Source organism: Levilactobacillus mulengensis, assembly GCF_003946045.1.
In the GTDB taxonomy this organism is placed as follows: Bacteria; Bacillota; Bacilli; order Lactobacillales; family Lactobacillaceae; genus Levilactobacillus; species Levilactobacillus mulengensis.
In genome coordinates, this window is sequence record NZ_RHNW01000015.1 from 13,568 (window position 1) to 32,907 (window position 19,340).

General features: G+C 51.5%; 16 protein-coding genes. 10 read left to right on the forward strand and 6 right to left on the reverse strand.

Going from position 1 to position 19,340, the window contains the following annotated elements:
- The first annotated feature begins 398 nt into the window (after positions 1–398).
- Together EKM84_RS11515 and EKM84_RS11520 are read left to right on the forward strand one after the other, a co-directional pair.
- The gene (locus EKM84_RS11515) at positions 399–1,064 is read left to right on the forward strand and encodes a histidine phosphatase family protein (protein ID WP_125765900.1); all 666 of its coding nucleotides are present in this window, start codon (positions 399–401) and stop codon (positions 1,062–1,064) included.
- An 18-nt stretch (positions 1,065–1,082) separates the two neighbouring features.
- Positions 1,083–1,517, forward strand: a complete 435-nt coding sequence (locus tag EKM84_RS11520) for a GNAT family N-acetyltransferase (protein ID WP_125765901.1) — start codon at positions 1,083–1,085, stop codon at positions 1,515–1,517.
- A 107-nt stretch (positions 1,518–1,624) separates the two neighbouring features.
- Here the strand turns inward: EKM84_RS11520 and EKM84_RS11525 are convergent, their stop codons facing one another.
- Positions 1,625–2,551, reverse strand: coding sequence for a hypothetical protein (locus tag EKM84_RS11525; protein ID WP_125765902.1), 927 nt, complete (start codon positions 2,549–2,551; stop codon positions 1,625–1,627).
- A gap of 168 nt (positions 2,552–2,719) precedes the next feature.
- Entirely contained in the window at positions 2,720–3,226 is a 507-nt protein-coding gene (locus EKM84_RS11530; RefSeq protein WP_125765903.1) for a C40 family peptidase, read from the reverse strand.
- 208 nt (positions 3,227–3,434) lie between these two features.
- Between EKM84_RS11530 and EKM84_RS11535 the strand changes: the two genes are divergently transcribed.
- From EKM84_RS11535 to EKM84_RS11545, 3 genes are all read left to right on the forward strand, one after another.
- On the forward strand, positions 3,435–3,908 hold the full coding sequence (locus EKM84_RS11535) for a MerR family transcriptional regulator (RefSeq protein ID WP_125765904.1): 474 nt from the start codon (positions 3,435–3,437) through the stop codon (positions 3,906–3,908).
- Positions 3,909–4,062: 154 nt separating this feature from the next.
- Positions 4,063–4,599 carry a PadR family transcriptional regulator gene (locus EKM84_RS11540; protein WP_125765905.1) on the forward strand — a complete coding sequence of 179 codons (537 nt, stop codon included), beginning with the start codon at positions 4,063–4,065 and terminating at the stop codon, positions 4,597–4,599.
- 2 nt (positions 4,600–4,601) lie between these two features.
- The gene (locus tag EKM84_RS11545; protein ID WP_125765906.1) at positions 4,602–6,038 is read left to right on the forward strand and encodes an MFS transporter; all 1,437 of its coding nucleotides are present in this window, start codon (positions 4,602–4,604) and stop codon (positions 6,036–6,038) included.
- A 322-nt stretch (positions 6,039–6,360) separates the two neighbouring features.
- On the opposite strand, the gene EKM84_RS11550 is transcribed toward EKM84_RS11545, so the two are convergent.
- Together EKM84_RS11550 and EKM84_RS11555 are read right to left on the reverse strand one after the other, a co-directional pair.
- A complete protein-coding gene (locus EKM84_RS11550) occupies positions 6,361–7,164 on the reverse strand; it encodes an SDR family oxidoreductase (protein ID WP_125765907.1) in 804 nt (267 codons plus the stop codon).
- Between the two features lie 689 nt (positions 7,165–7,853).
- Positions 7,854–10,670: an MMPL family transporter gene (locus tag EKM84_RS11555; protein WP_125765908.1), complete on the reverse strand. Its 2,817-nt coding sequence runs from the start codon at positions 10,668–10,670 to the stop codon at positions 7,854–7,856.
- A gap of 202 nt (positions 10,671–10,872) precedes the next feature.
- Between EKM84_RS11555 and EKM84_RS11560 the strand changes: the two genes are divergently transcribed.
- From EKM84_RS11560 to EKM84_RS11570, 3 genes are all read left to right on the forward strand, one after another.
- Positions 10,873–11,103 (forward strand): hypothetical protein, encoded by a 231-nt coding sequence (locus tag EKM84_RS11560; protein WP_125765909.1) that lies wholly within the window; start codon positions 10,873–10,875, stop codon positions 11,101–11,103.
- Positions 11,104–11,907: 804 nt separating this feature from the next.
- Positions 11,908–12,669 carry an acetoin reductase gene (locus tag EKM84_RS11565; RefSeq protein WP_125765910.1) on the forward strand — a complete coding sequence of 254 codons (762 nt, stop codon included), beginning with the start codon at positions 11,908–11,910 and terminating at the stop codon, positions 12,667–12,669.
- Positions 12,670–13,300: 631 nt separating this feature from the next.
- Positions 13,301–14,278: a linear amide C-N hydrolase gene (locus EKM84_RS11570; RefSeq protein ID WP_125765911.1), complete on the forward strand. Its 978-nt coding sequence runs from the start codon at positions 13,301–13,303 to the stop codon at positions 14,276–14,278.
- Here the strand turns inward: EKM84_RS11570 and EKM84_RS11575 are convergent.
- Positions 14,270–15,256 (reverse strand): YdcF family protein, encoded by a 987-nt coding sequence (locus tag EKM84_RS11575; protein WP_125765912.1) that lies wholly within the window; start codon positions 15,254–15,256, stop codon positions 14,270–14,272. The genes EKM84_RS11570 and EKM84_RS11575 overlap by 9 nt on opposite strands.
- A gap of 114 nt (positions 15,257–15,370) precedes the next feature.
- On the opposite strand from EKM84_RS11575, the gene EKM84_RS11580 reads away from it, so the two are divergent.
- Positions 15,371–15,997 carry a glycoside hydrolase family 73 protein gene (locus EKM84_RS11580; protein ID WP_125765913.1) on the forward strand — a complete coding sequence of 209 codons (627 nt, stop codon included), beginning with the start codon at positions 15,371–15,373 and terminating at the stop codon, positions 15,995–15,997.
- Positions 15,998–16,809: 812 nt separating this feature from the next.
- Here EKM84_RS11580 and EKM84_RS11585 read toward each other — a convergent pair.
- Positions 16,810–18,126, reverse strand: a complete 1,317-nt coding sequence (locus tag EKM84_RS11585) for a class A beta-lactamase-related serine hydrolase (RefSeq protein ID WP_225418195.1) — start codon at positions 18,124–18,126, stop codon at positions 16,810–16,812.
- Positions 18,127–18,361: 235 nt separating this feature from the next.
- Here EKM84_RS11585 and EKM84_RS11590 point away from each other — a divergent pair, with 235 nt between their 5' ends.
- Positions 18,362–19,141 (forward strand): TerC family protein, encoded by a 780-nt coding sequence (locus tag EKM84_RS11590; protein ID WP_125765914.1) that lies wholly within the window; start codon positions 18,362–18,364, stop codon positions 19,139–19,141.
- Positions 19,142–19,340: the final 199 nt, after the last annotated feature.

Sequence of the window (19,340 nt, forward strand, 5' to 3'; positions counted from 1 at the left end):
GGCACAGAAAAACACCCAACAAGGACAAGCCCGTCGATGTTGGTGCGGGTTGAACCAGTGTCAGCCGCAGGGGTGGTGAAAATGAGCTCAGCCGTGGGAGTTCCCTTGGCGGTTTACCACTTAGGGAACTGCTATCTTTGAGACGCGGTCTGTCGGCTCAAAGCAAGTCTGGAGACCGTTTTTTGGCTCCAGACGGCGCCCACCGCGTTCCGGCTCAATTTTCACCGCCCCGGAGGCGACTACAATGGCGTTCAACCCAGCCTACCAAAGTTCGGGGGACTGTGGCTGTTTTGGGGGCAAGTTTAGGAAAACTTTAAGTCAGACTGCGAAATTGTAACCGCTACCGCAGTATCTTTGGTACACTAGAGATAGATTTTAAATGAAAGGTGTGACTAGCTATGACGAAACAACTCACGCTGTACGTGGTCCGTCATGGGCAAACGTATTTTAATATCTACAATAAACTCCAAGGCTGGAGTAACTCACCATTGACTGAGGCGGGGATCGCGGACGCCGAAAACGCTGGTAAACGCCTGCAGGACGTGCAATTCGCTGCGGCTTACTGCAGTGACACGACGCGGGCCGAACAGACGGCCAAGGCCATTTTGGCCGCTAACCACTCGGCACCGGCTGCTCAGTTGACGACGGCGTCCTTCTTCCGGGAAGAGTTCTACGGATACTACGAAGGCACCGACATGGCACAGGCCTGGTACGTAGCGGGTGCGCCGCATGGGGTGCCAACGTTTAAGGCGATTGAAGAGAAATACTCGATTGGCAAGGCCAAGGACTTCTTGAAGGAAGCCGACCCATTCCGCCAAGCTGAAAACAACGAAGAGTACTGGGCGCGGGTGGATCAAGCGTTTAACCTGATTCGCCACAACCCCGATTTGAAAGATGGCGACAACGTCTTGATGGTCAGCCACGGCAACACGCTGCTGAGCCTGATGGAACGCTACGGTCAGGGCAAGTATGACCTGAGCGAACGGCCAGCGAACGGGAGTGTCACGAAGCTGCTGCTGACGCCGGATGACATTCAAGTATTAAGTTATAACCAAAAAGATTAAGCGAGGATGGATGGTTTGATGGAAATTAGAATGGCTTGGGGTAAATTGAACCCCGTATACCAAGACGCCCTGCAAATGCGTAAGGACGTGTTCATTGAAGAACAGGGGATTGACCCTAAGGTGGAACTGGACGGGACCGACGAAGACAAGATGCATTACGTCGGGTACGTGGACGATGAACCCGTCACGACGGCACGGATTGATATGCTGGCGGGGAACCGCGTGAAGATTCAACGCGTGGCCACGGTCGCTGATCAACGTAAGCATGGCTACGCGGCGGAATTGATCAAGCAGATCATTCATGATGCCAAACGCTCAGACGTGGCGCACGTCGAATTGGATGCCCAGTTGACGGCCATGGATTTCTACAAAGAATTGGGCTTTGAACCTATCGGTGACGCATTTGAAGAGGCTGGTATCCAGCATCAGACGGTGCAGTATACTGGGGAATAGAATCTATTAGTGACATACTAAAATTAGCTCTGTAAAACCGATTCAGATTTTACAGAGCTAATTTTAGTAGAACTTTTATATGGCTAAAGGTTGAAAAATCATGAAAACTAAACTTCCTTGATTTGAACATCAGCTAAAAATTGTGCGATAGTTTCTATGTTTGAGCCATCATATAAAAAGTCTTTTGCAGATTTAGCCCACATGACAGGCGACTGACCATTGCGAATAAAAACTATGCAATGAGCCACTTTATTAGTTTCCTTGATTATTGTAATGGCCACTTTTTTAGAAGGTTCAACAAGATTAAGTATCTTTTCATCAGGCTTCTTAAATTCATTAATAAATTGGGGCTCAACATCATTTTTGAAGTTTTTATACTTCCCCATGTATATAGTCAAATCTGGTTCTAATAAATGGTAAAGACGGGCTGATAATTCACGTCCAGAATGGGTTGGCAATTTTAATTTTAGGGATGGCAATTTATCAGAAGTTTTATTTCCGAATGCCAAAATATATTGAACTTCTTCTTCTAATTTAGTCCAAAGCGGATAAGTTGCTAATGCAGAGAAAGTGTCAATCTGAATAATCTGATTTCTGCGAAAGCTTAGGGATTGCGTCTTCAGAAATGGTGCGAAAACTGTTGTTAGTACAGTTTCCAGATTACTAAAATACTTTGTCGGTTTAGATTTTTTAAAATATGTATTAAATGAATTGAAGATAGCATCTTCGATTTTTGCGATTTTTGCTTGGGAATCTGTTTTAGAAAGATCAATTTCAGAAAGTGCTTTAAATGAAGGCTGGTTGAATTCCGCGTTAGAGGGGTTGATTCCCATTGTGACAATTTTTATTTTATCTGGGTTATTAAAGTATCTTGCTAGATCTCCAAACCAGATAATTGGGAAGTTCCCAACGATAGTTGTATCAGATCCGAAATCTTTATTATAGTCTTTATCTGTGATAATTCCTTTCAGAGTAGAAAAATTATCAAGATAATCGTTTGCTAATTGCTTGAATGCAGAATCTGAAATTTGCATAATGTAATTCTCCTTTCAATATTGTATAGGTTAATTATATCACTAGATTGGAGTAATACTACAAACAAAAAACACGTTACCGCCGGCCAATTGACAACGCGTAACGTGTCGAATTTAGTTCGTTCAGGTGAATTCATGAGGAGATTACTGAACGTTAGGTTTTAGAAATTAATCAGCATCAGTTGCACTAGAAGCAGCGTTACTGTTATCAGCAGTCGTTACTCGAGCGTAACCAACAGCGTGCCACCATGGGGCATGAACGGCTTCGCGAACGACACCGCGGTTTTGGGCATCGATCATCTTACCTTTACCAATGTACATCCCAACGTGGGAGATTGAGTAGGCACTACCACCAAAGAAGACCAAATCACCCTTCTTGATGTTCTTGTAGCTGACGTGCTTGTAAGCATTGTATTGGGCTTGTGCGGTCCGTGGCAATGTTACGCTAGCACCCTTCTTGTAAATGTAACCGGTGAAGCCAGAGCAATCAAAGGCAGTTGGGCCAGTGGCACCATAAACGTAGCTAGCACCTAAGTGAGCCTTGGCAACCTTATAGATAGAAGTGAAGTCGCTCTTAGTAGCGGCTGAAGCGGACGTCGTAGAACCGGCGTTAAAAGCAAAGAATCCAACGAAAACCAATGCGCTTGCTGCAATTGTTTTAATAAATTTCTTCATCCTAATAAACACCCCTCATGAATTTTACAAGTACAAGGATACCAATGTAATATGACAAACATGTAACAAGCCAGTTGCAGGGCTGTTAAATGTCTTAAACAAAACATTACTTTTAACCAGAAAGTTGTAATTGGGGTGCGGGATTTGCTATTATCTAACATAATTGATAACTTAGTTTACATAAGCGTCAAGGGGAGGAGAAGGACACATGGCACAATTTACGAACGAAGCCCGGCATTTCTTTGATGTTCGTCGGTTAGTTTTCCGTATCGGGGAATTGGCTTCAATGACGGACGTTTCCGCCCGGCAGCTCCGGTATTGGGAGAAGAAGGGGCTAATCAGTTCACAGGAACGGACGGACGGCCAGCAGGCCCGGGTCTACACGTTTAAGATCTTCATTAAGGTGTCACTGATCAAGTATTTCATGGATGAGGGGTTCACACTAGCAGCGGCGGCCCAGCTGGCTGATGCCCGCCAAAACCGAATGTCCTACATTCACCGCTTCATTTCCAGTGGGTTACAGGGCTTTGCCAAGGTCGATGGCCAGTTGGCCATTAACTTGGGGGCCTTTGATGCCGAGCAAACGCTGATGGCCCTAGTGCCGGACGGCGATGGACCCATCACTTACAAGCTCTTACCGAACGCGGAAGCCCAGCAAATGACGCGGGCCGAAGCCGAGTAGATGTCACAACTTTGTTACAGAAAGTAGGTCCAGGGCGGATTGCCTTGGGCCTTTTTAGGTGGTTAAACGTTTTGTGACAGTTTTGTCATAAAGCACCGTTGAATGTATCGGCCAGATATACTATACTAGGTCAACGGAAAGGAAGGCGATCCCTTTGTACGAATTATTTGTGCTCGGTCAACTCATGGACCAAGAGATGGCGGGGTATCAACTACGCCAGGCACTCAAGTCGGTAGTGGGGCAGGAACAGACCGTCAGCTACGGCGTCCTGTACCCCTTACTCGAGCGGCTCAGCCAGGCGGGGGACATCACCCTGACCACGGTTGAAACCAGTCAGCGGCCCAAGAAAGTGGCGACCCTTACCTCGCAGGGTCGCCGCCATTTTCGAGCGCTGATCCTGACACCGGTGACCGTCAACAAGCAGTCCCAGCTGGTCTTTCAAATCAAGTGCAATTTTTTACATTTATTAAGCGTGACCGACCAGCGGACCGTGTTACAGGATTTCCAAGGTTTCACGCAATTTCAACTGGATAACCTCCAAGGCGTGCGCGACTACCTAACGACGCAACCCCGAATGGTGCCGACCGACGTGGCCGATGCGCTTCAGGTCAATCAATTACAACAGCTACGCGCTCAGGCCCAGGCCGATTGGATTACCGCCCGACTCGCGCGTTTAGATAAGGGAGAATGAACATGCAATCGAAAAACTTTGCGGACGACCCGCAGATTCAAGCACACCGCTGGTGGATTCTCGTCGCGGTCTGCCTCTTTACCTTCATGTCGACGCTGGATGGCAGTATCGTTAACATTGCCTTACCCGTCATGAGCAAGGACCTCCACATCCCGATGAACCAAGCGGAGTGGGTGGTGTCCATCTACCTGATCGTCATCTGTGCGCTCCTACTGATCTTTGGCAAGCTCGGCGACACCCGGGGCAAGATTCGCATCTTTAAAATGGGTTCCGTCCTGTTTATCCTGGGGTCACTGTTGTGTGGCTTCAGTGCCGGGCTGACCTTTCTACTGGTGGCCCGCGCGATTCAAGCGATTGGCGCGGCCATGACCATGGCGACCAACAACGGCATCATCACCGAGGTCTTTCCGTTCAGTGAACGGGGCCGGGCACTCGGGATGATTGGCTCGTTCGTCGCGCTGGGCAGTATTGCGGGGCCCGGCATCGGTGGTCTGATTTTGGCGCACCTCCACTGGGGCTACATCTTCTGGATCAACGTGCCGGTCGGCATTATCGCCTGGTTCATCGGCCAACGCATCCTGCCCAAGGACGTGACCGTGACCCACACGCCTATCGACAAGACGGGTGGTAGCCTATTTGCCTTCATTATGGTCAGTCTGTTTGCCGGCGTCTTTATGGGCCAAGAGATTGGTTTTGCCCAACCGCTGATTCTCGGCTTGTTTGTGGTTGCCATCGTGGCGAGTGTGGTCTTTGTCCGCCTCGAACTGCGGGTAGCCGACCCGATTTTGGCCTTGAAATTATTTACAAATAAACGCTTCAGCATCAGTATTCTCTGTGCCTTCCTCATCTTCGTGGCTAACTTCTTCTTCAACGTGATCTCACCGTTCTACTTGGAAAATGCTCGGGGATTGGCCGCCAACTACGCGGGATACGCACTGATGACGTTCCCCATCGTGCAGGTCATCGTCGCGCCCATTGCCGGGGCCGTCTCGGATAAAATTGGGCCCGAGTTGTTAACGTTTATCGGCCTGGTCCTGCTTTCCATCAGTCAGGTCGGCTACATGCTGGCGACGCTTCAAACGCCGCTGTGGATCTTCATGTTCTTCATCGGCCTGATGGGGTTAGGTAACGGTATCTTCATGTCGCCCAACAACTCAATCGTCATGAGTTCCGTGCCGGTACAAAACCTGGGCATCGCCGGGGGCATCAACGCCCTGGCCAGAGAACTCGGTATGATCATCGGCATCTCCATCGCCACGACTGTTCTATTTTCAGCGATGGGCCACTACGCCGGTCACCACGTCACGGCCTACCTGCCAGCCCATCCGGAAATCTTTATCGACGGGATGCGGGTTGCTTTCACGGTCTCACTGGCTATTTGTTTGGTGGCAACGGTCATCACCGGGGTTCGGCTCTTCCACCGTCCCGCCAAAGCTTAAACTGGTTTGGGGCAGATGGTGTGTGCTGGACGCCTACGGCCTCTGGGTATGCCGCCACCTGTGGAGAGCGCTTGCGGCCTGAGGGGCGGTCCGCCAGCTCGGTTTGAAGCCGGAAGGACACCGTCTCCAAACGCGTCCCATGCTGTAGGTCCGGGGGAACCCGCCCGGGCTAACACCATCGGCACAGGTCGCTCTGTACCCAGCTGCCTCCGGCTCACGATTGGCGGTGGGCGTTTAAGCTTGGTGGTATGAATTGATTTAAGCAAATAAATAGTCCGTTCGACAACCATTTTTGGTAGTTGTCGAACGGACTATTTTCATATTAAGCGTGAAGTAGTTTGTGTTTCTTCAAGAAGGCAGTCATGGTTTGTTGGCCCCAGATGTGGGTCACTTGCCGGGGGACCAGGTGCATTGACAGGCGCATGAATTTGGTGAAACCGGCATCGATTTGCGGCTTGTTTTTCTGCATGCCCTTGATGCCCGCGTTGACCAACTGCGTGGTGGTGGAGCTGGCGAATTTGTCCAGGAAGGTCTTGTCGTATTGCTGGGTTAGGTTCGTGCCCGTTACCAGGGGTGGCAGGAGCTCAACAATGTGGATGTTGACGTGGTTGGCCTTGACCTGTTCGCGCAGGGCGTCCGTGTACATGTGAATGCCTGCTTTTGTCGCGGAGTAGACGGGTGAGTCGGCCGCGGATACTAGCGACAGCAGGGAACTGATGTTGACGATCATGGCCTCAGGCTGCCGACTGAGCAGGGGGAGTAATGATTTCGTCACGTAGATAATCCCGTTCAAATTAGTCGTGACCTCGGACGTGAGGTCGGTCAATTCAATTGCTGGGTCAAACAAGTCATACTGCCGCATGATACCGGCGGAGTTGATGATCAGATTTAAATCCGGGTAATCCCGTTCAAGCTGATTCGTTAGCGCTGTTACATCGGTGGTCTGACTAATGTCGGTCCGAATGGCTTCTAGCCCGGGGTGCAGGGAGAGCACATTATCAATTTTAGCCTGGTTCCGGCCGACAACGATGACGCGATTGCCCATGTCCAAAAGCCGGAGCGCAAAGGCTAAGCCAATTCCAGAAGTCCCACCCGTAATCATAATTGTGTTGTTTGTTAATTTCATAGTTTTGCCAACCTTATTCGTTTTATTTTGTAAGACGAGTATAGGTGAACAAGTTACAAAAATCAAATAAAGTTACTTATCTTTAGGAATTGTTTGAAAAACAGCAGATGCACATACACTTCCCCTGGAGAACGTAGACTGGACAATAGGGGCGGTATGAACACCCCAAGTACTGGTTGGGATACCACGTTAGCCGGAGGAGGACAGAGATGGAGGTAGCTGTGTCGACGGTGTTAGCTGAGTGTTTTCTCAGCTTACAGCGTGGGACGTGTTTGGAGACCGGTGGGTTCCCGGGCTTCAAACCGAGCCGGAGGACCGCTTCTCAGGCAAATACAGGTGGAGAGAGACATAAAGTTATTCTGAGATTGATAGATGTCTCAACAATGCATGGGATGTGTTGAAAGATGCACGTTGTTCAGTGAGGGCGTCCATGTATAGCCGCAGGAAGCCAGAGATGGAGACAGCTGTGTCGATGGCATTGGCTGGTGTTTTTTACCAGCCTAGGGCATGGGACGACCTTGGAGACGCAGGTCTTTTGCGGCTTCAAAGCGAGCCGGAAGACCGCTCTTGGGCTGGAGGCGTTCCCCACAGCAGGCGGAATCTCTGGAAGCCGGAGGCGGAGGATTGACACAATCGCTGAACCAAAAAAGCCACCGGCCTGTTGGGGGCGGTGGCTTTCACATTACTAGTTAATCTTTCTTCGAATCGTCAGGCGTCGTCGTTGGCTTGGCAGCTGCCTTACTAGACTTGGCTGACTTCATTGGCCGATCCGCCCGCTTTTGCCGCTTCTTGCGGTGTGGCGCGTGGAACTCATGTGGCTTCTGCGCTGGGATGATCACGGACAACTTCCCGAAGGAGGATGCCATGATTGGCAGCGTCAGGTTGAAGATGATTGCCGTTAAGATGGTAATCAAGGTCACAGCGGTCAACGTTTGTGATTCAGCGACCAACAGGCCCAAGACCCCGGCAATGATGATGAACAGGGAGTGGCGCATGGTTTGGCCGACTTCGTTAATGCCTGGGAGTAACCAGTCGAGCAGTGGGGCGTCGTTTAACCGGTAGCTCAAGGCTAACTGGGTCAATTCGACGACGGCCAATACGGTGACGGGTACGAAGGCTAACAGTGGCACTTGCCAGTTGAAATCGCCATCGCCAGTCAACCACTTCATCAAGAGGTGGGTCAACTGGTAACTAGCAGCGGTCGAGGCCAGGAAGGTCAGGAACCAGTAAGTGGCTTGCAAGATGGACCGACTGAAGATAATCAGGAGTAATAACGTAATCCCGAAGACCAGGAGTAAGACCCGTGGTAAGTCGTGTTGGTACTGGTTTTGAATCGTGGCGGTCGTGGCTGGTTGGCCGGCGAAGGTCAACGTGGATCCTTCCATAATCGTGCCGCGTAATTGGGCGGTAGCGACTTGTTTCAGTTGGGTCAACGTCTTGGCCGTATCGTTTGCGTTGGGCGCGTGTTTCAAGGTAATGGTCAGGTAAGTGGCTTTGACCTTTTCATCGGTGAAGTTGGTCAAGGATTGTTGGAAGTCACCGCTAGAGATTTGGGTAGGGGACAGGTACAATGCCTTGGCTGCTTCGGATGATTGCAGGCCACTCAGGTACAGGTACATCTTGTTTAAGGACTTCTGCATGGTGATGACTTGCTTACGCGAATCATTCAGGCTGGTGTTGACGGCCTTGATGGCTTCGGCGTAGTTGCTAATATTTGAGTGAGCGGCAGTCGCATCCGTGTTGGTGGTGCTGACGTCACTGGACAGCGTGCTCAAGGTAGCAATCGCTGAGTTCAGTTGCGAGTTCACGGCGTTCAATTGGTTGATGTAGCGGGTAACCTTCTTGGACGTACTGCTGGTGCTGCTTGCGCTGGACTTGCTTTGGGCGGCTTGCAGGGAACTTTGCAGTGCGCTGCTGTCGCTGACCAAGCTAGTGGTTTGCGTTGAGAGTTGTTGCAGGCGTTTGATTTCAGCCTTCAACGTCTTCTGTTTCAGGTTAGCACTGTCTGATTTCAAGTCGTTGCGGACAGTCCCGAGTTGACCAACCACACCAGTCAATTCGTTGGTTAACGAGTTGAGTTGGGTTGATGCGTAGTACTGCGTGATCGGTTGACCACCTGGTTGGGTAACGGACGTGACGCTGGCGACACCCGGTTGGGCCCGCAGCTTCTTCGTTAAGTTATCCAGCTGGAAGAGTTGGTTTTGGTTATCAAGACGCTTGTTCGTTTGAACATAGAGGGTCAATGGGGTTGCTTTCCCTTGACCAAAGTGGGCACTTAAGACCCGAGCACCCTGCACGGCTTGGTTATTTGGAATATCCGTTGAATTATCATAGTTGAGTTGGTTGCGGTAGCTGTAGGCAAAGGGACCGACCAAGTAGAGGACGACCAGAATGGCAATCCATGGCTGCCAGAGGCCGAAACGGGCGAGGCTGTGCCATAACTTGTGATCCTTGAGCTTTGGCCGCGTCTTCTTGGGCCAGAAGAGGCTGGTTCCCAGCATACCGGCGAAGACGGGAATCAAGGTGACGCTGGCAATCCCGGTGATGGCAAAGCCAATCCCGAGGAGACCGTACGCCCGAATGGTGGAGAAGTCAAAGAGCATCAGGCTACCAAAGGCCAGCGTCAGGCTCAGGGTACTGATGAGAATCCGGTAACCCAGGTCCTGAATGACTTTGCTAGTGGCTTCTTGACTTTCCATGCCATCATCCACGTGGTTGCGCAGTTCCCGGAAGAACCAGAAGCTGGTCAGCAACGTGAAGAGGCTGATCCCCAGTAAGAGGAAGATTGGCGTGTACTCGGAGTACGCGAAGTTCCAGTGATAGGCCAGGTTAGTCGCCAAACTAAGCGTTGAAATATAACTGATTAAAATGGCTAGGAACGTAATGATTGGGGCGATGATGGATGCGAATAAAATCCCCATGGCGACTAAGGCAATCAGTAACGTCATTAAAATCACGATTAACGTGAAGGACGAAATGTGCTCGTTCGCGGCGTCACTAACGATTTCTGGGCTGGTCACATAGGTGTTGAGGCCGAGCGTCGAAATTTGACTGGTAAGTTGGCTAGTAATTTGACGAACTGTTCCTTGGTTGTGGCTGACCGCAAGTTGAACAATCTCGGTCGACTTATCCTTGGAATACAGTTGCGGTTTGCTGGTTGGCGTGTTAGTCATTGTGGTGATCTTTTGAATCCCATAATAACTTGACCGTTTTTGCAAATTGGCGACAGTCTTGTTGACCGCGGCTAATTGCTTATTGGTGAGCGCGCCGCCCGGGTTGTTGAAAACCGCGTTGACGGTGTACGTCCCGTTTAAGTTGCGCCCCCAAGTATTTTGAATCTGGGTCGCTTTAACGGGTTGACTCGTATTCGCCAATTGTGGTTGACCATCATATTGAATAATGGTATTGACATTCGGCAAGGTGACAATGGCCGCAAAAACCACGATTAACCAGAATACGAGTGCAAAAATTCGGTTGTGGTGGAGCTTTCTGATCCGTTCTTGCATAAGTAGTCTGAGTCCTCTCTATGTATCCAATCTCCCGCCGTGCAAGCAGGGTGTAATCCATACTCAATTTTACCATAATGACCGGGCTTCGGGCCTTTTTAAGACGGATTTAACAAAGTTTAAGAAACTCTTTAGTTGCTTTAAAATCTTAAAGGGGTAAGGTTAGAAACACTTGTATCACCCAATAAGGGAGGAAACTTCAATGGCAAAGCATCATCGGGCCTACCAAAGCCCATTTGCGAAAATGTTAACTGACCAACGTTACCCGTTTGCGACGGAATTAGCCGTGCAGGCTGGACTGGATCCTAGTCAAGTCATGTTTGCTTATCTGAAAATTACGGCGAGCGTGGCGGATAGTCTGGGGAGTGAGGCCCGGCTGAAGGAGATTGACCGGCGCTTCCAGTTCTTCCTAACCGACGCTTCGCAAAACTAACACGGTACCTTTACCGCCTGCGTCTGCTAGACCACTCCGCCTGTGGGGACCGCCTCCAGCCTGGGAAGCGGTCTTCCGGCTCGTCTTTGAGCCCCGAAAAACGTGAGGCTCAAAGGCGTCCCGTTTCGTAAGCCGGGAAAGAGCCCCGACTGACGAAACCGACACAGGTCTGCGTGGTCTAGCTGCCTCCGGCTATCAGGCACGTGTTGCTTTTGCTGCTTGGTGTCCGTTGTGTTAGCTAATTTAGTTTGTGGGGACCGCCTCCAGCCTGAGGAGCGGTCTTCCGGCTCGCCTTTGAGCCTCGAAAAGCACGAGTCTCAAAGGTCGTCCCGTTTCGTAAGCCGGGAAAGAACCCCGACTAACGAAACCGACACAGGGGGTCCGTACCCCTCTACCTCCGGCTCTGGGCGGCAACAGCCGCTTGGGCTTGCTGCTCTGGTGTTTGTTGTGTAAACGTGTAATGAGGCAGTCGGTTTATTTCGGTTGAACGTTTGCTGTTTAATGGAGACACTGATGGCAAGAATTTACGCTTGTTGAGTTGTGGTTGGTAAGTAAAAATAGCTATTTCTTCGTGCAGTTATTTGTCATAAATGAGGGGACATGCTTGATATGGCGGTAGTTACTGGTCGATTTATGACCTAGACTGCCGCTTTTGCTTGCGAAATAGATTGAAGCGCTTACATTTGTATGCTTTAATGAAGATGTTCGGAAAATAATTAGTCTTTAATTTAACGTCGTCCGGGAGGCGGGGCTGGATTTGCTGGTTATTTTCGAAAAAATCAGATTAGAAGGAGTGTTTTGCGTATGACAAGAGTTGCGATTGTTACTGGTGGTGGCCAAGGGATTGGTGAAGGCATCGTTAAGCAATTAGTTGCCGATGGCTTACAAGTTGCCGTGGCTGATTTGAACAAGGAACATGCCGAAGCCGTTGCCGCTGAAGTGGGCAATGGTGCCAAGGGCTACTTCGTTGACGTTTCCAAGAAGCAAGCCATGTTTGACCTGGTTAAGAACGTCGTTGCCGACATGGGCCACCTGGACGTGATGGTTAACAACGCTGGGATTGCCAAGATCGACCCCGTCATTGAAACCTCTGAAGAAGATTTAGACCAAATTTTAGACGTGAACATCAAGGGTGCTTTCTTTGGGATTCAAGCCGCTGCTGAACAATTCAAGGCCCAAGGAACTGGCGGGAAGATTATCAGTGCTTCCTCAATTGCCGGCCATGAAGGCTTTGAAATGTTGGGGGCTTACTCCGCAACGAAATTCGCTGTTCGTGGCTTGACGCAAGCCGCTGCCAAGGAATTAGCCAAGGACCAAATCACGGTCAACGCTTACTGCCCAGGCATCGTGCTCACCCCAATGTGGGATGAAATCGACCAACGCATGGCAAAAATCTACAACGTTCCTGAAGGCGAAACCTTACAAAAGAACATTGATAGCATTGCCTTAGGCCGTGGCGAACAACCAGCCGATGTCGCTAACCTGGTTTCCTTCTTAGCCGACAAGAAGTCCGATTACATTACCGGCCAAGCCATTATTGTTGATGGTGGGATTAATTTCGCTTAAAATAGAATAACTGCATAAAGCTATCGGTCATCGCTAATTGCGGTGGCCGATTTTTGGTTTTGACTTGGTTGGTGGAGGTCGCTCCCGGCGGCAAGCCTTGCTCCCACTGCTGTGGGGGAACGCTTCCAGCCTGAGGGGCGGTCCTGCGTCCGCCAGGTTGCCTCTGGTCGCTGACCACGGCCAAGCCAAAACCGACTGGCTGTGCGTCCGTTGTCGCTGGTAGTCGGCAGAGGTCGTTGCGGCTATGAAGCGGGCAACACAGCTTCCGCTAGACCGGGTGAGTATGTGCAGTAGCGAGTTTTACAGCAACAAGTTTAGACAATTAATTAACCAAGGCAAAAAAGCGTGCGGTACCCACAGGTATCAGCACGCGATAAAATTTCAGTTGGATTTCCCGGTTGGAGCCGGAGGTAGACTGGTACGGAACCCCTGTGACAGTGGCGTTAGCTGAGTGTTTTCTCAGCTTACACCACGGGACGTTTTTGAGACTCGTGATCTTCGAGGCTCAAAGACGAGCCGGAAGACCGTTTCCCAGGCTGGAGGCGGTCCCCATAGGGGTGGAGCTACCAGCCTACCGCAGGCGGAAACCGGGAAACCCAACCCCAACCAATTTTAAAGGAGGCTGACACCTGTGTGTACCAGCATATTACAGATTGCAAAAGACGGTAGCCACATCCTAGCCCGCACCATGGATTGGCACGCCCTGTACGTCCAACCCCTGTTCGTGCCCCGCAACTTCCAGTGGCAGGGCCTATATGACAACGAAGTCCACACCAACCGCTACGCCATGATCGGTGGCGGGGGCGCGCACGACCATGAAATTGACGTGTCCGATGGCGTCAACGAAATGGGGCTGAGCGTACAAAAATTGACGTTTGCCAACGGGTCACACCTCGTGGAAACGCCAACGCCGGGCCAGGTTCATTTGGCCCCGTATGAATTTTCATTTTATTTATTGGGGCACTACGCCTCGGTCGCCGATATTGAAGCCCACATCGACGAGATTCAATTGATGACGAATCGGTTTGCCGTGAACGACATTGGCGATTCCGAATTACATTTCGCCGTGGTCGACCGTACTGGCCGGACCGTGGTCATCGAACCCACGCATTTTCCCATGAAGGTACGCGAGAATCCCTTGGGCGTGGTCACCAACAGTAAGGATTTCGAACTCCAGCTGAAACGCTTGGGCCAATACGTCAACTACACCGATGACTTTGACGCCGGCACCGTGCCATTGAACGCGCCACGCGTGACGACCGGGCGCTTCTCCGGTAAGCCCGTGCCGAGTGGGTCGTTTACGCCGGGGGGCCGCTTCGTGCGCGCCGCTTACTACAAGGAACGCGCCGATCTGCCGGACAACGAGGACGAGGCCATTATCAGCGCCTGGCACCTGCTGGACAGCGTAACCGTGCCGCGTAGCTCCAAGTACCGGCCGACGTACTCGGTCTATCGCGCCGCCACCGTTTGCGAATCGCTGACGTACTATTTCCAACCCTACAACCGCTTGGACACGGTCCAGTTGCGTTTGACGCCGGAAATGTTGACGTGGACCAAGCCCAAGTATTACAACGTGCCCAATCAGCTCAGCGTGACCGCGTTAAATTAGGAACCACAGAATGTTGGTCGCCACCATGCCAATTAAAACGCTACGGTGGAGGCGGGGATGCAGCATGATGATCGCCAAAAATTCCCGGGCCCACGCCGCTGGCAAATAGCCCCACCGAGTAGGCGCCGGGTAACCGCCGCACCGAATGCCGAGCTGACTAGCCAGGTGTTCGGCTCTGAATAGGTGATAGTTGTTGGTCACGATGACGATGCGGCCGCCTTGCTGGGGCAGTTTCGTCCACAACCGCTGACTGTAAAGTAAGTTGGTTAGCGTACTGGTGGCCTGCGTTTCCTGGACAATCTGGTCGCTGGGCCAGCCATGTGCTTCTAGATAGGCCGCCATCGCTGCGGCTTCTGAAATCGTTTCATCTGGTCCCTGACCGCCGCTAACTAGGAGGGTCACGGGGTCTTTTTGGCGTCGGGCGAGGGCTAAGGCCGTGTCCAACCGGCTGCCCAGTACGCGACCAATTTCATGGCCGTTGCGCAGGCCCGCGCCCAGGATCAGAATCGTATCCGCGCGACGGGCCCGCCACACGTTTGCGCGCAGACCGCCAACCAGGCTGGCGCCATAAAGCACGCCCAGATAGGCGCTGAAGGCAGGGATGAAGGTCACCCACGGCCACCAGCTTTCGCCAAAGTGGCCACTGGCCAACCGGAAGCTCCAGCCCACGCCGAGAATCAGCCAGAGCCAAATACCTGCCAGGAGGCCATAAGTCAGCCGTTCCTTTTTACGAACGACTAGGTTGGGTGCATTTAGAATCAGTAATAGACTGAAGAGACCGACCACGCCGATGATGGTGATCAGGCCCCAACCGAGGTGGGCGACCAGCTGCCAGCCGGGATGGCGCGAGAAGCTGGCGAAGAGAATAATCAGGCCGCCGCCGATGCAGGTCATCACCGCGGAACTGAGGCCGTGGGGTTGCCAGAAGGTTAGTAAGACGGCTAATAAAATTAAAATGACACTCACAGTAAGCAGCATCCACGCAGCTCCTTTCGTAAAGGTTAAGTTTTTTTGAGACTTTCTGAATTTAGCAGTTCCTTAAACTTTTCTCGGTATAATTGAGTCCATTATAACGGAAACGAGGGGATTCTGGTGGCAAAACGACGGAGAAAAAAACGAAAATCAACGACTAACCCCGCCATGGCTACCTGGATCTTTGTGGTGATCCTGTTGGTGCTGGGCGGTGGCCTGTTAATGCGGGGCAAAATTAAGACGGTCATGCAGGCGACCCACGTCGAGCAGACCAGCTACAGCGCCGGCAATAATGAAGAGACGGCAACCCAGCAGAAGTTCATCAAGAAGATTGCGGCGCCGGCCGTGCGCGTGTACCAGCAAAATGGTCAGGTCCTGCCCAGCATCGTGATTGCCCAGGCCATTCTGGAATCGAGCTGGGGAACGTCCGCGCTATTTGTCCAGGCCAACAACCCATTTGGGGTGAAGGGCAGCTATCAGGGCAAGACCAAGTCGTTTCCCACGACCGAGTATGTTAATGGGAAAAAGATCAAGATTCACGCTAATTTCCGGGACTATCCTGATTTGACCGCGGCGATTTTGGATCATGATGCTCTGTTGAAGGAGAGTTATTTCAAGCAGACCGTGACGGATTACCGGACGGCGGCGAAGTTGCTGCAGAGCAACGGGTACGCCACGGATCCGGATTACGCCAAGAAACTCGACAATGTCATCGCCACTTACAACCTGAACCAGTACGACACTTAACGGGCTTGGTTGTTTGTGTTGTTGGCAGCGCCTCCGGGCTGGTGAAAACTGGGCCTGGCCGCGTCCGTTCCCGGCGGCGCGCTCAAGGCGCCCTGCTGTGGGGCCGGTTCCAGCCTGAGAAGCGGGCTTCCACCTCAACTTTGAGCCTGAGGGGCGGTCTCAAAGGTTGTCCCGTGCTCTAAGTAGAGAAAATCGCTCTACTAAGACCACCGACACAGCTGGTCACCTTGGCGCGCCTCTGGTCACTCCCACGACCGGCCCAGTTTTCCCAGCCCTGCGGCTAAGACTGGCTTAGCCCGTTAGGTGTGTGCTGGTTCTACTGTGGTGGGCTGACTTGTCGGTTGTCTGGTGTAGCCGAATCTGGTGACAGAGGGCAGTCGTGGTCGTGTCCGTTTCCGACACCTTGGCACGCCTCTGGTCACTCCCACGACCGGCCCAGTTTTCCCAGCCCTGCGGCTAAGACTGGCTTAGTCCGTTAGGTGTGTGCTGATTCACTTGTGGTGGGCTGACTTGTCGATTGTCTGGCGTTGCCGGTTCTGACGTGGGTTGCTCGAATCTAAGCTAATTGAATAAGAGATTGAAAAAAATCCCCGCCACCAAACGTCCAAGTAGGACTGTTGATGACGGGGATTCTTAGTACAGTCAAACAGATACAGATTGGTCGTGACCACGAAATTCACGTGGTTGTTGCCTAACGGAGCCGGAGGTAATCAAGCCCGAACCCGAGGCGGAAGACCGTTTCTCAGGCTGGAGCCGGTCCCCACCGGGCGAAGGGCTTGAATTACCGCAGGCGTAGTGGCAAAGACCACACGTTAGTTTTCGTTGTAGTAGCGCGCGAGGTCGTAGAGGGTCTTGGCCAACGTGTCGATCGACTTGGTTGGCTTCTGGTTGGCGAATAAGACGACACCCTTCTTATTGCCCTCGGAGCCGTAGTAAATCGTTTCGTAACCGGAACCGGTCAGGGCACCACGGACGCGCTTGATGCCGCCACTATAGTGGTAAAGCCCGCCGGCGTAGTTTAATTTGTAATCGTTGGACAAGTCGTAGTATTGGTTTTTGGTCAAAATTTTCCCGTTACGCAGGCCCTTTTGGATCTTGTAGTAATCCGATGGGGTCGAGTAGTAGTTGCCGGCTCCCAACAGCGAGGACATCAGCTTTTGGGAGACACCGTTGGCGACACTGTTGCCATTGCTATAGCTGTAACCGTTGGCCACGACGTTATCCTTAGGCAGGCTATCCCAGGCGTAGGTGTGTTGCAGGTTCAGCGGCTTGATGATCCGGCTTTGCACCAAGTTATCATAGCTTTGGCCGGTGACCTTGGACGCAATCGCTGCGAGCAGGGTGTAGTTGGCGTTGGTGTAATTGAACTTTTGACCACCGGTACTCTTGAGCTGGCTGAGCGTGTAGTTCAGTTCGGCTGCCTGGGTGCTCAACACGCTGTCGGGCGTGCTTTCGTCCATGTCGATACCGGAGCGGTGGTTCAGCAGTTGCCGGAGGGTAATGCTGCCGCTACCGGAAACGCTGGGGTAGTATTTGCTGAGTTTATCAGTTAAGGAAAGCTTGTTGCTGGCCGCCAATTGTTCAATGATGGCCCCCGTCATGACCTTTTGCAGAGAGGCGATGGGAAAGAGGGTCGTTGCGCTGTTGGCGGACTTGCTGGTGGCATCGGCATTGCCGACACTGACCAGGCTGGCACCGGTCGCGTAGTGATTGAACAGCATGGCGCTTCCTTGGAAGTGGGCGTTGTTGAGTAACGCAGCCGCATTTTGCGAACGACTGTACTTTTGCAGGGCATTTTGATTGACCCAGCCAATCGTTTTGCCGTACCAAGCGAATTTCACGTAGGTCGTCCCATTCGAGAGCTTGGCCGTCTGCGTAACCTTGACGAAGCGATGTTGCCAATTTTTTCCGCTAGCATCGCGGGTCTTGGCCGAGCGCTGCGTGTAATACGGTGCGTAATAATAAATGCCATCGTTGCGGCTCGCCTGGTTCGTGAACCGCGCGTTGTAGCTGACACTTTGTTTGCTAGTGATCTGCAGGTAGCTTTTGGCATCCGCCGAGGTGGCAGGTAACACAGCACCGACAATCAAAAGCGTCCCCAAGATTAACCATAATTTCTTCACAATCATCATCCATTTCCCCTTAGTTGTAAGTCCCATGGTACCGCTGGATAGTTGCGAAGAGGTAACAAGATTGTCACTTTTCAGTAACATTTTCAACAATTTATTTTGTAAAAGGGTTAAGATACTTAACCAAGGCATTAAAAGAGTATGGGGTGAAGCAACTTAATGGGTCGCAACTTTTAGGGGAGTGTGGTAAACTTGGCTCCAATATAAAATTAGTTATGAGGAGCTGAACCCAGCATTGTTACATTTTCTTGGCCAACTCTATGGGCCATTCTTTGATTTACACAATTGGGAAACGGTGATTACGTCCGGCAACGACTGGCTGATCATCTTTTCACTGGTCTTAATTGAATGTCTATTGTCGGTGGATAACGCAGTCGTGTTAGCCGCCCAAACGCAGTCACTGCCCACCCGTGAACAACAGGAAAAGTCGTTGTTTTACGGGATTTGGGGCGCGTACCTCTTTCGGTTTATCATCATTGGACTGGGAACGTACCTGATCAATTTCTGGGAAATCAAGGTCATCGGGGCGCTCTACCTGGTCTTTCTGGTGTTCCAATACTTCAGTAAAACCCGGGTTAAACACACCCGCAAACTGGTCAAGGATAAGAAACGCCGCTTCCTACCGTTGTTCTGGTCGGTGGTCATGCAGATTGAAATGATGGATATCATTTTCTCCGTGGACTCCGTGCTGGCGTCCTTAGCCATTTCTAACAACCCAGTCATCGTCTTGATTGGGGGACTGATTGGGATTCTGGCCATGCGGGGCGTTGCCGAAGTGATTATGAAATTAATGCGGCGGATTCCCGAGCTGGAGCCAATGGCGTACATCCTGATTGGGATTATTGCCGTGAAGCTGTTCGTCTCGATTCCCGCCATCGACATTGAAATTCCCGCCACGTTGTTTGGGATTGTCGTGCTGGGCGCCATCGTGATTACGTTGTTGATTCACGTGATCCGCAAGCGGCGTCAACCACAAGCCAAGACTGAAAAAGCCTCAAAACAAACTGAATCTTAATGCCAAGGCCACGAACAGAAAATGTTCGCGGCCTTTTTGTAGTGCCCAGCTGGAGAAATGGGTATACTGAAGATATGTTTAGTTCTTGTTCAATTGGAGGTTAGTTCCTTTAGAGGGATGGGATAGTTCTGTTTGCCGGTTAGGGGTTCGGTCATCGGTGAAAACTGTGCTGGTTAGTCGTTGGCTTTAGTCATGGCTA

Coding starts and splice junctions, on each gene's coding strand:
- EKM84_RS11515 (WP_125765900.1), top strand. CDS start 399: ATGACGAAACAACTCACGCTGTACGTGGTCCGTCATGGGCAAACGTAT.
- EKM84_RS11520 (WP_125765901.1), top strand. CDS start 1,083: ATGGAAATTAGAATGGCTTGGGGTAAATTGAACCCCGTATACCAAGAC.
- EKM84_RS11525 (WP_125765902.1), bottom strand. CDS start 2,551: ATGCAAATTTCAGATTCTGCATTCAAGCAATTAGCAAACGATTATCTT.
- EKM84_RS11530 (WP_125765903.1), bottom strand. CDS start 3,226: ATGAAGAAATTTATTAAAACAATTGCAGCAAGCGCATTGGTTTTCGTT.
- EKM84_RS11535 (WP_125765904.1), top strand. CDS start 3,435: ATGGCACAATTTACGAACGAAGCCCGGCATTTCTTTGATGTTCGTCGG.
- EKM84_RS11545 (WP_125765906.1), top strand. CDS start 4,602: ATGCAATCGAAAAACTTTGCGGACGACCCGCAGATTCAAGCACACCGC.
- EKM84_RS11550 (WP_125765907.1), bottom strand. CDS start 7,164: ATGAAATTAACAAACAACACAATTATGATTACGGGTGGGACTTCTGGA.
- EKM84_RS11555 (WP_125765908.1), bottom strand. CDS start 10,670: ATGCAAGAACGGATCAGAAAGCTCCACCACAACCGAATTTTTGCACTC.
- EKM84_RS11560 (WP_125765909.1), top strand. CDS start 10,873: ATGGCAAAGCATCATCGGGCCTACCAAAGCCCATTTGCGAAAATGTTA.
- EKM84_RS11565 (WP_125765910.1), top strand. CDS start 11,908: ATGACAAGAGTTGCGATTGTTACTGGTGGTGGCCAAGGGATTGGTGAA.
- EKM84_RS11575 (WP_125765912.1), bottom strand. CDS start 15,256: ATGCTGCTTACTGTGAGTGTCATTTTAATTTTATTAGCCGTCTTACTA.
- EKM84_RS11585 (WP_225418195.1), bottom strand. CDS start 18,126: ATGATTGTGAAGAAATTATGGTTAATCTTGGGGACGCTTTTGATTGTC.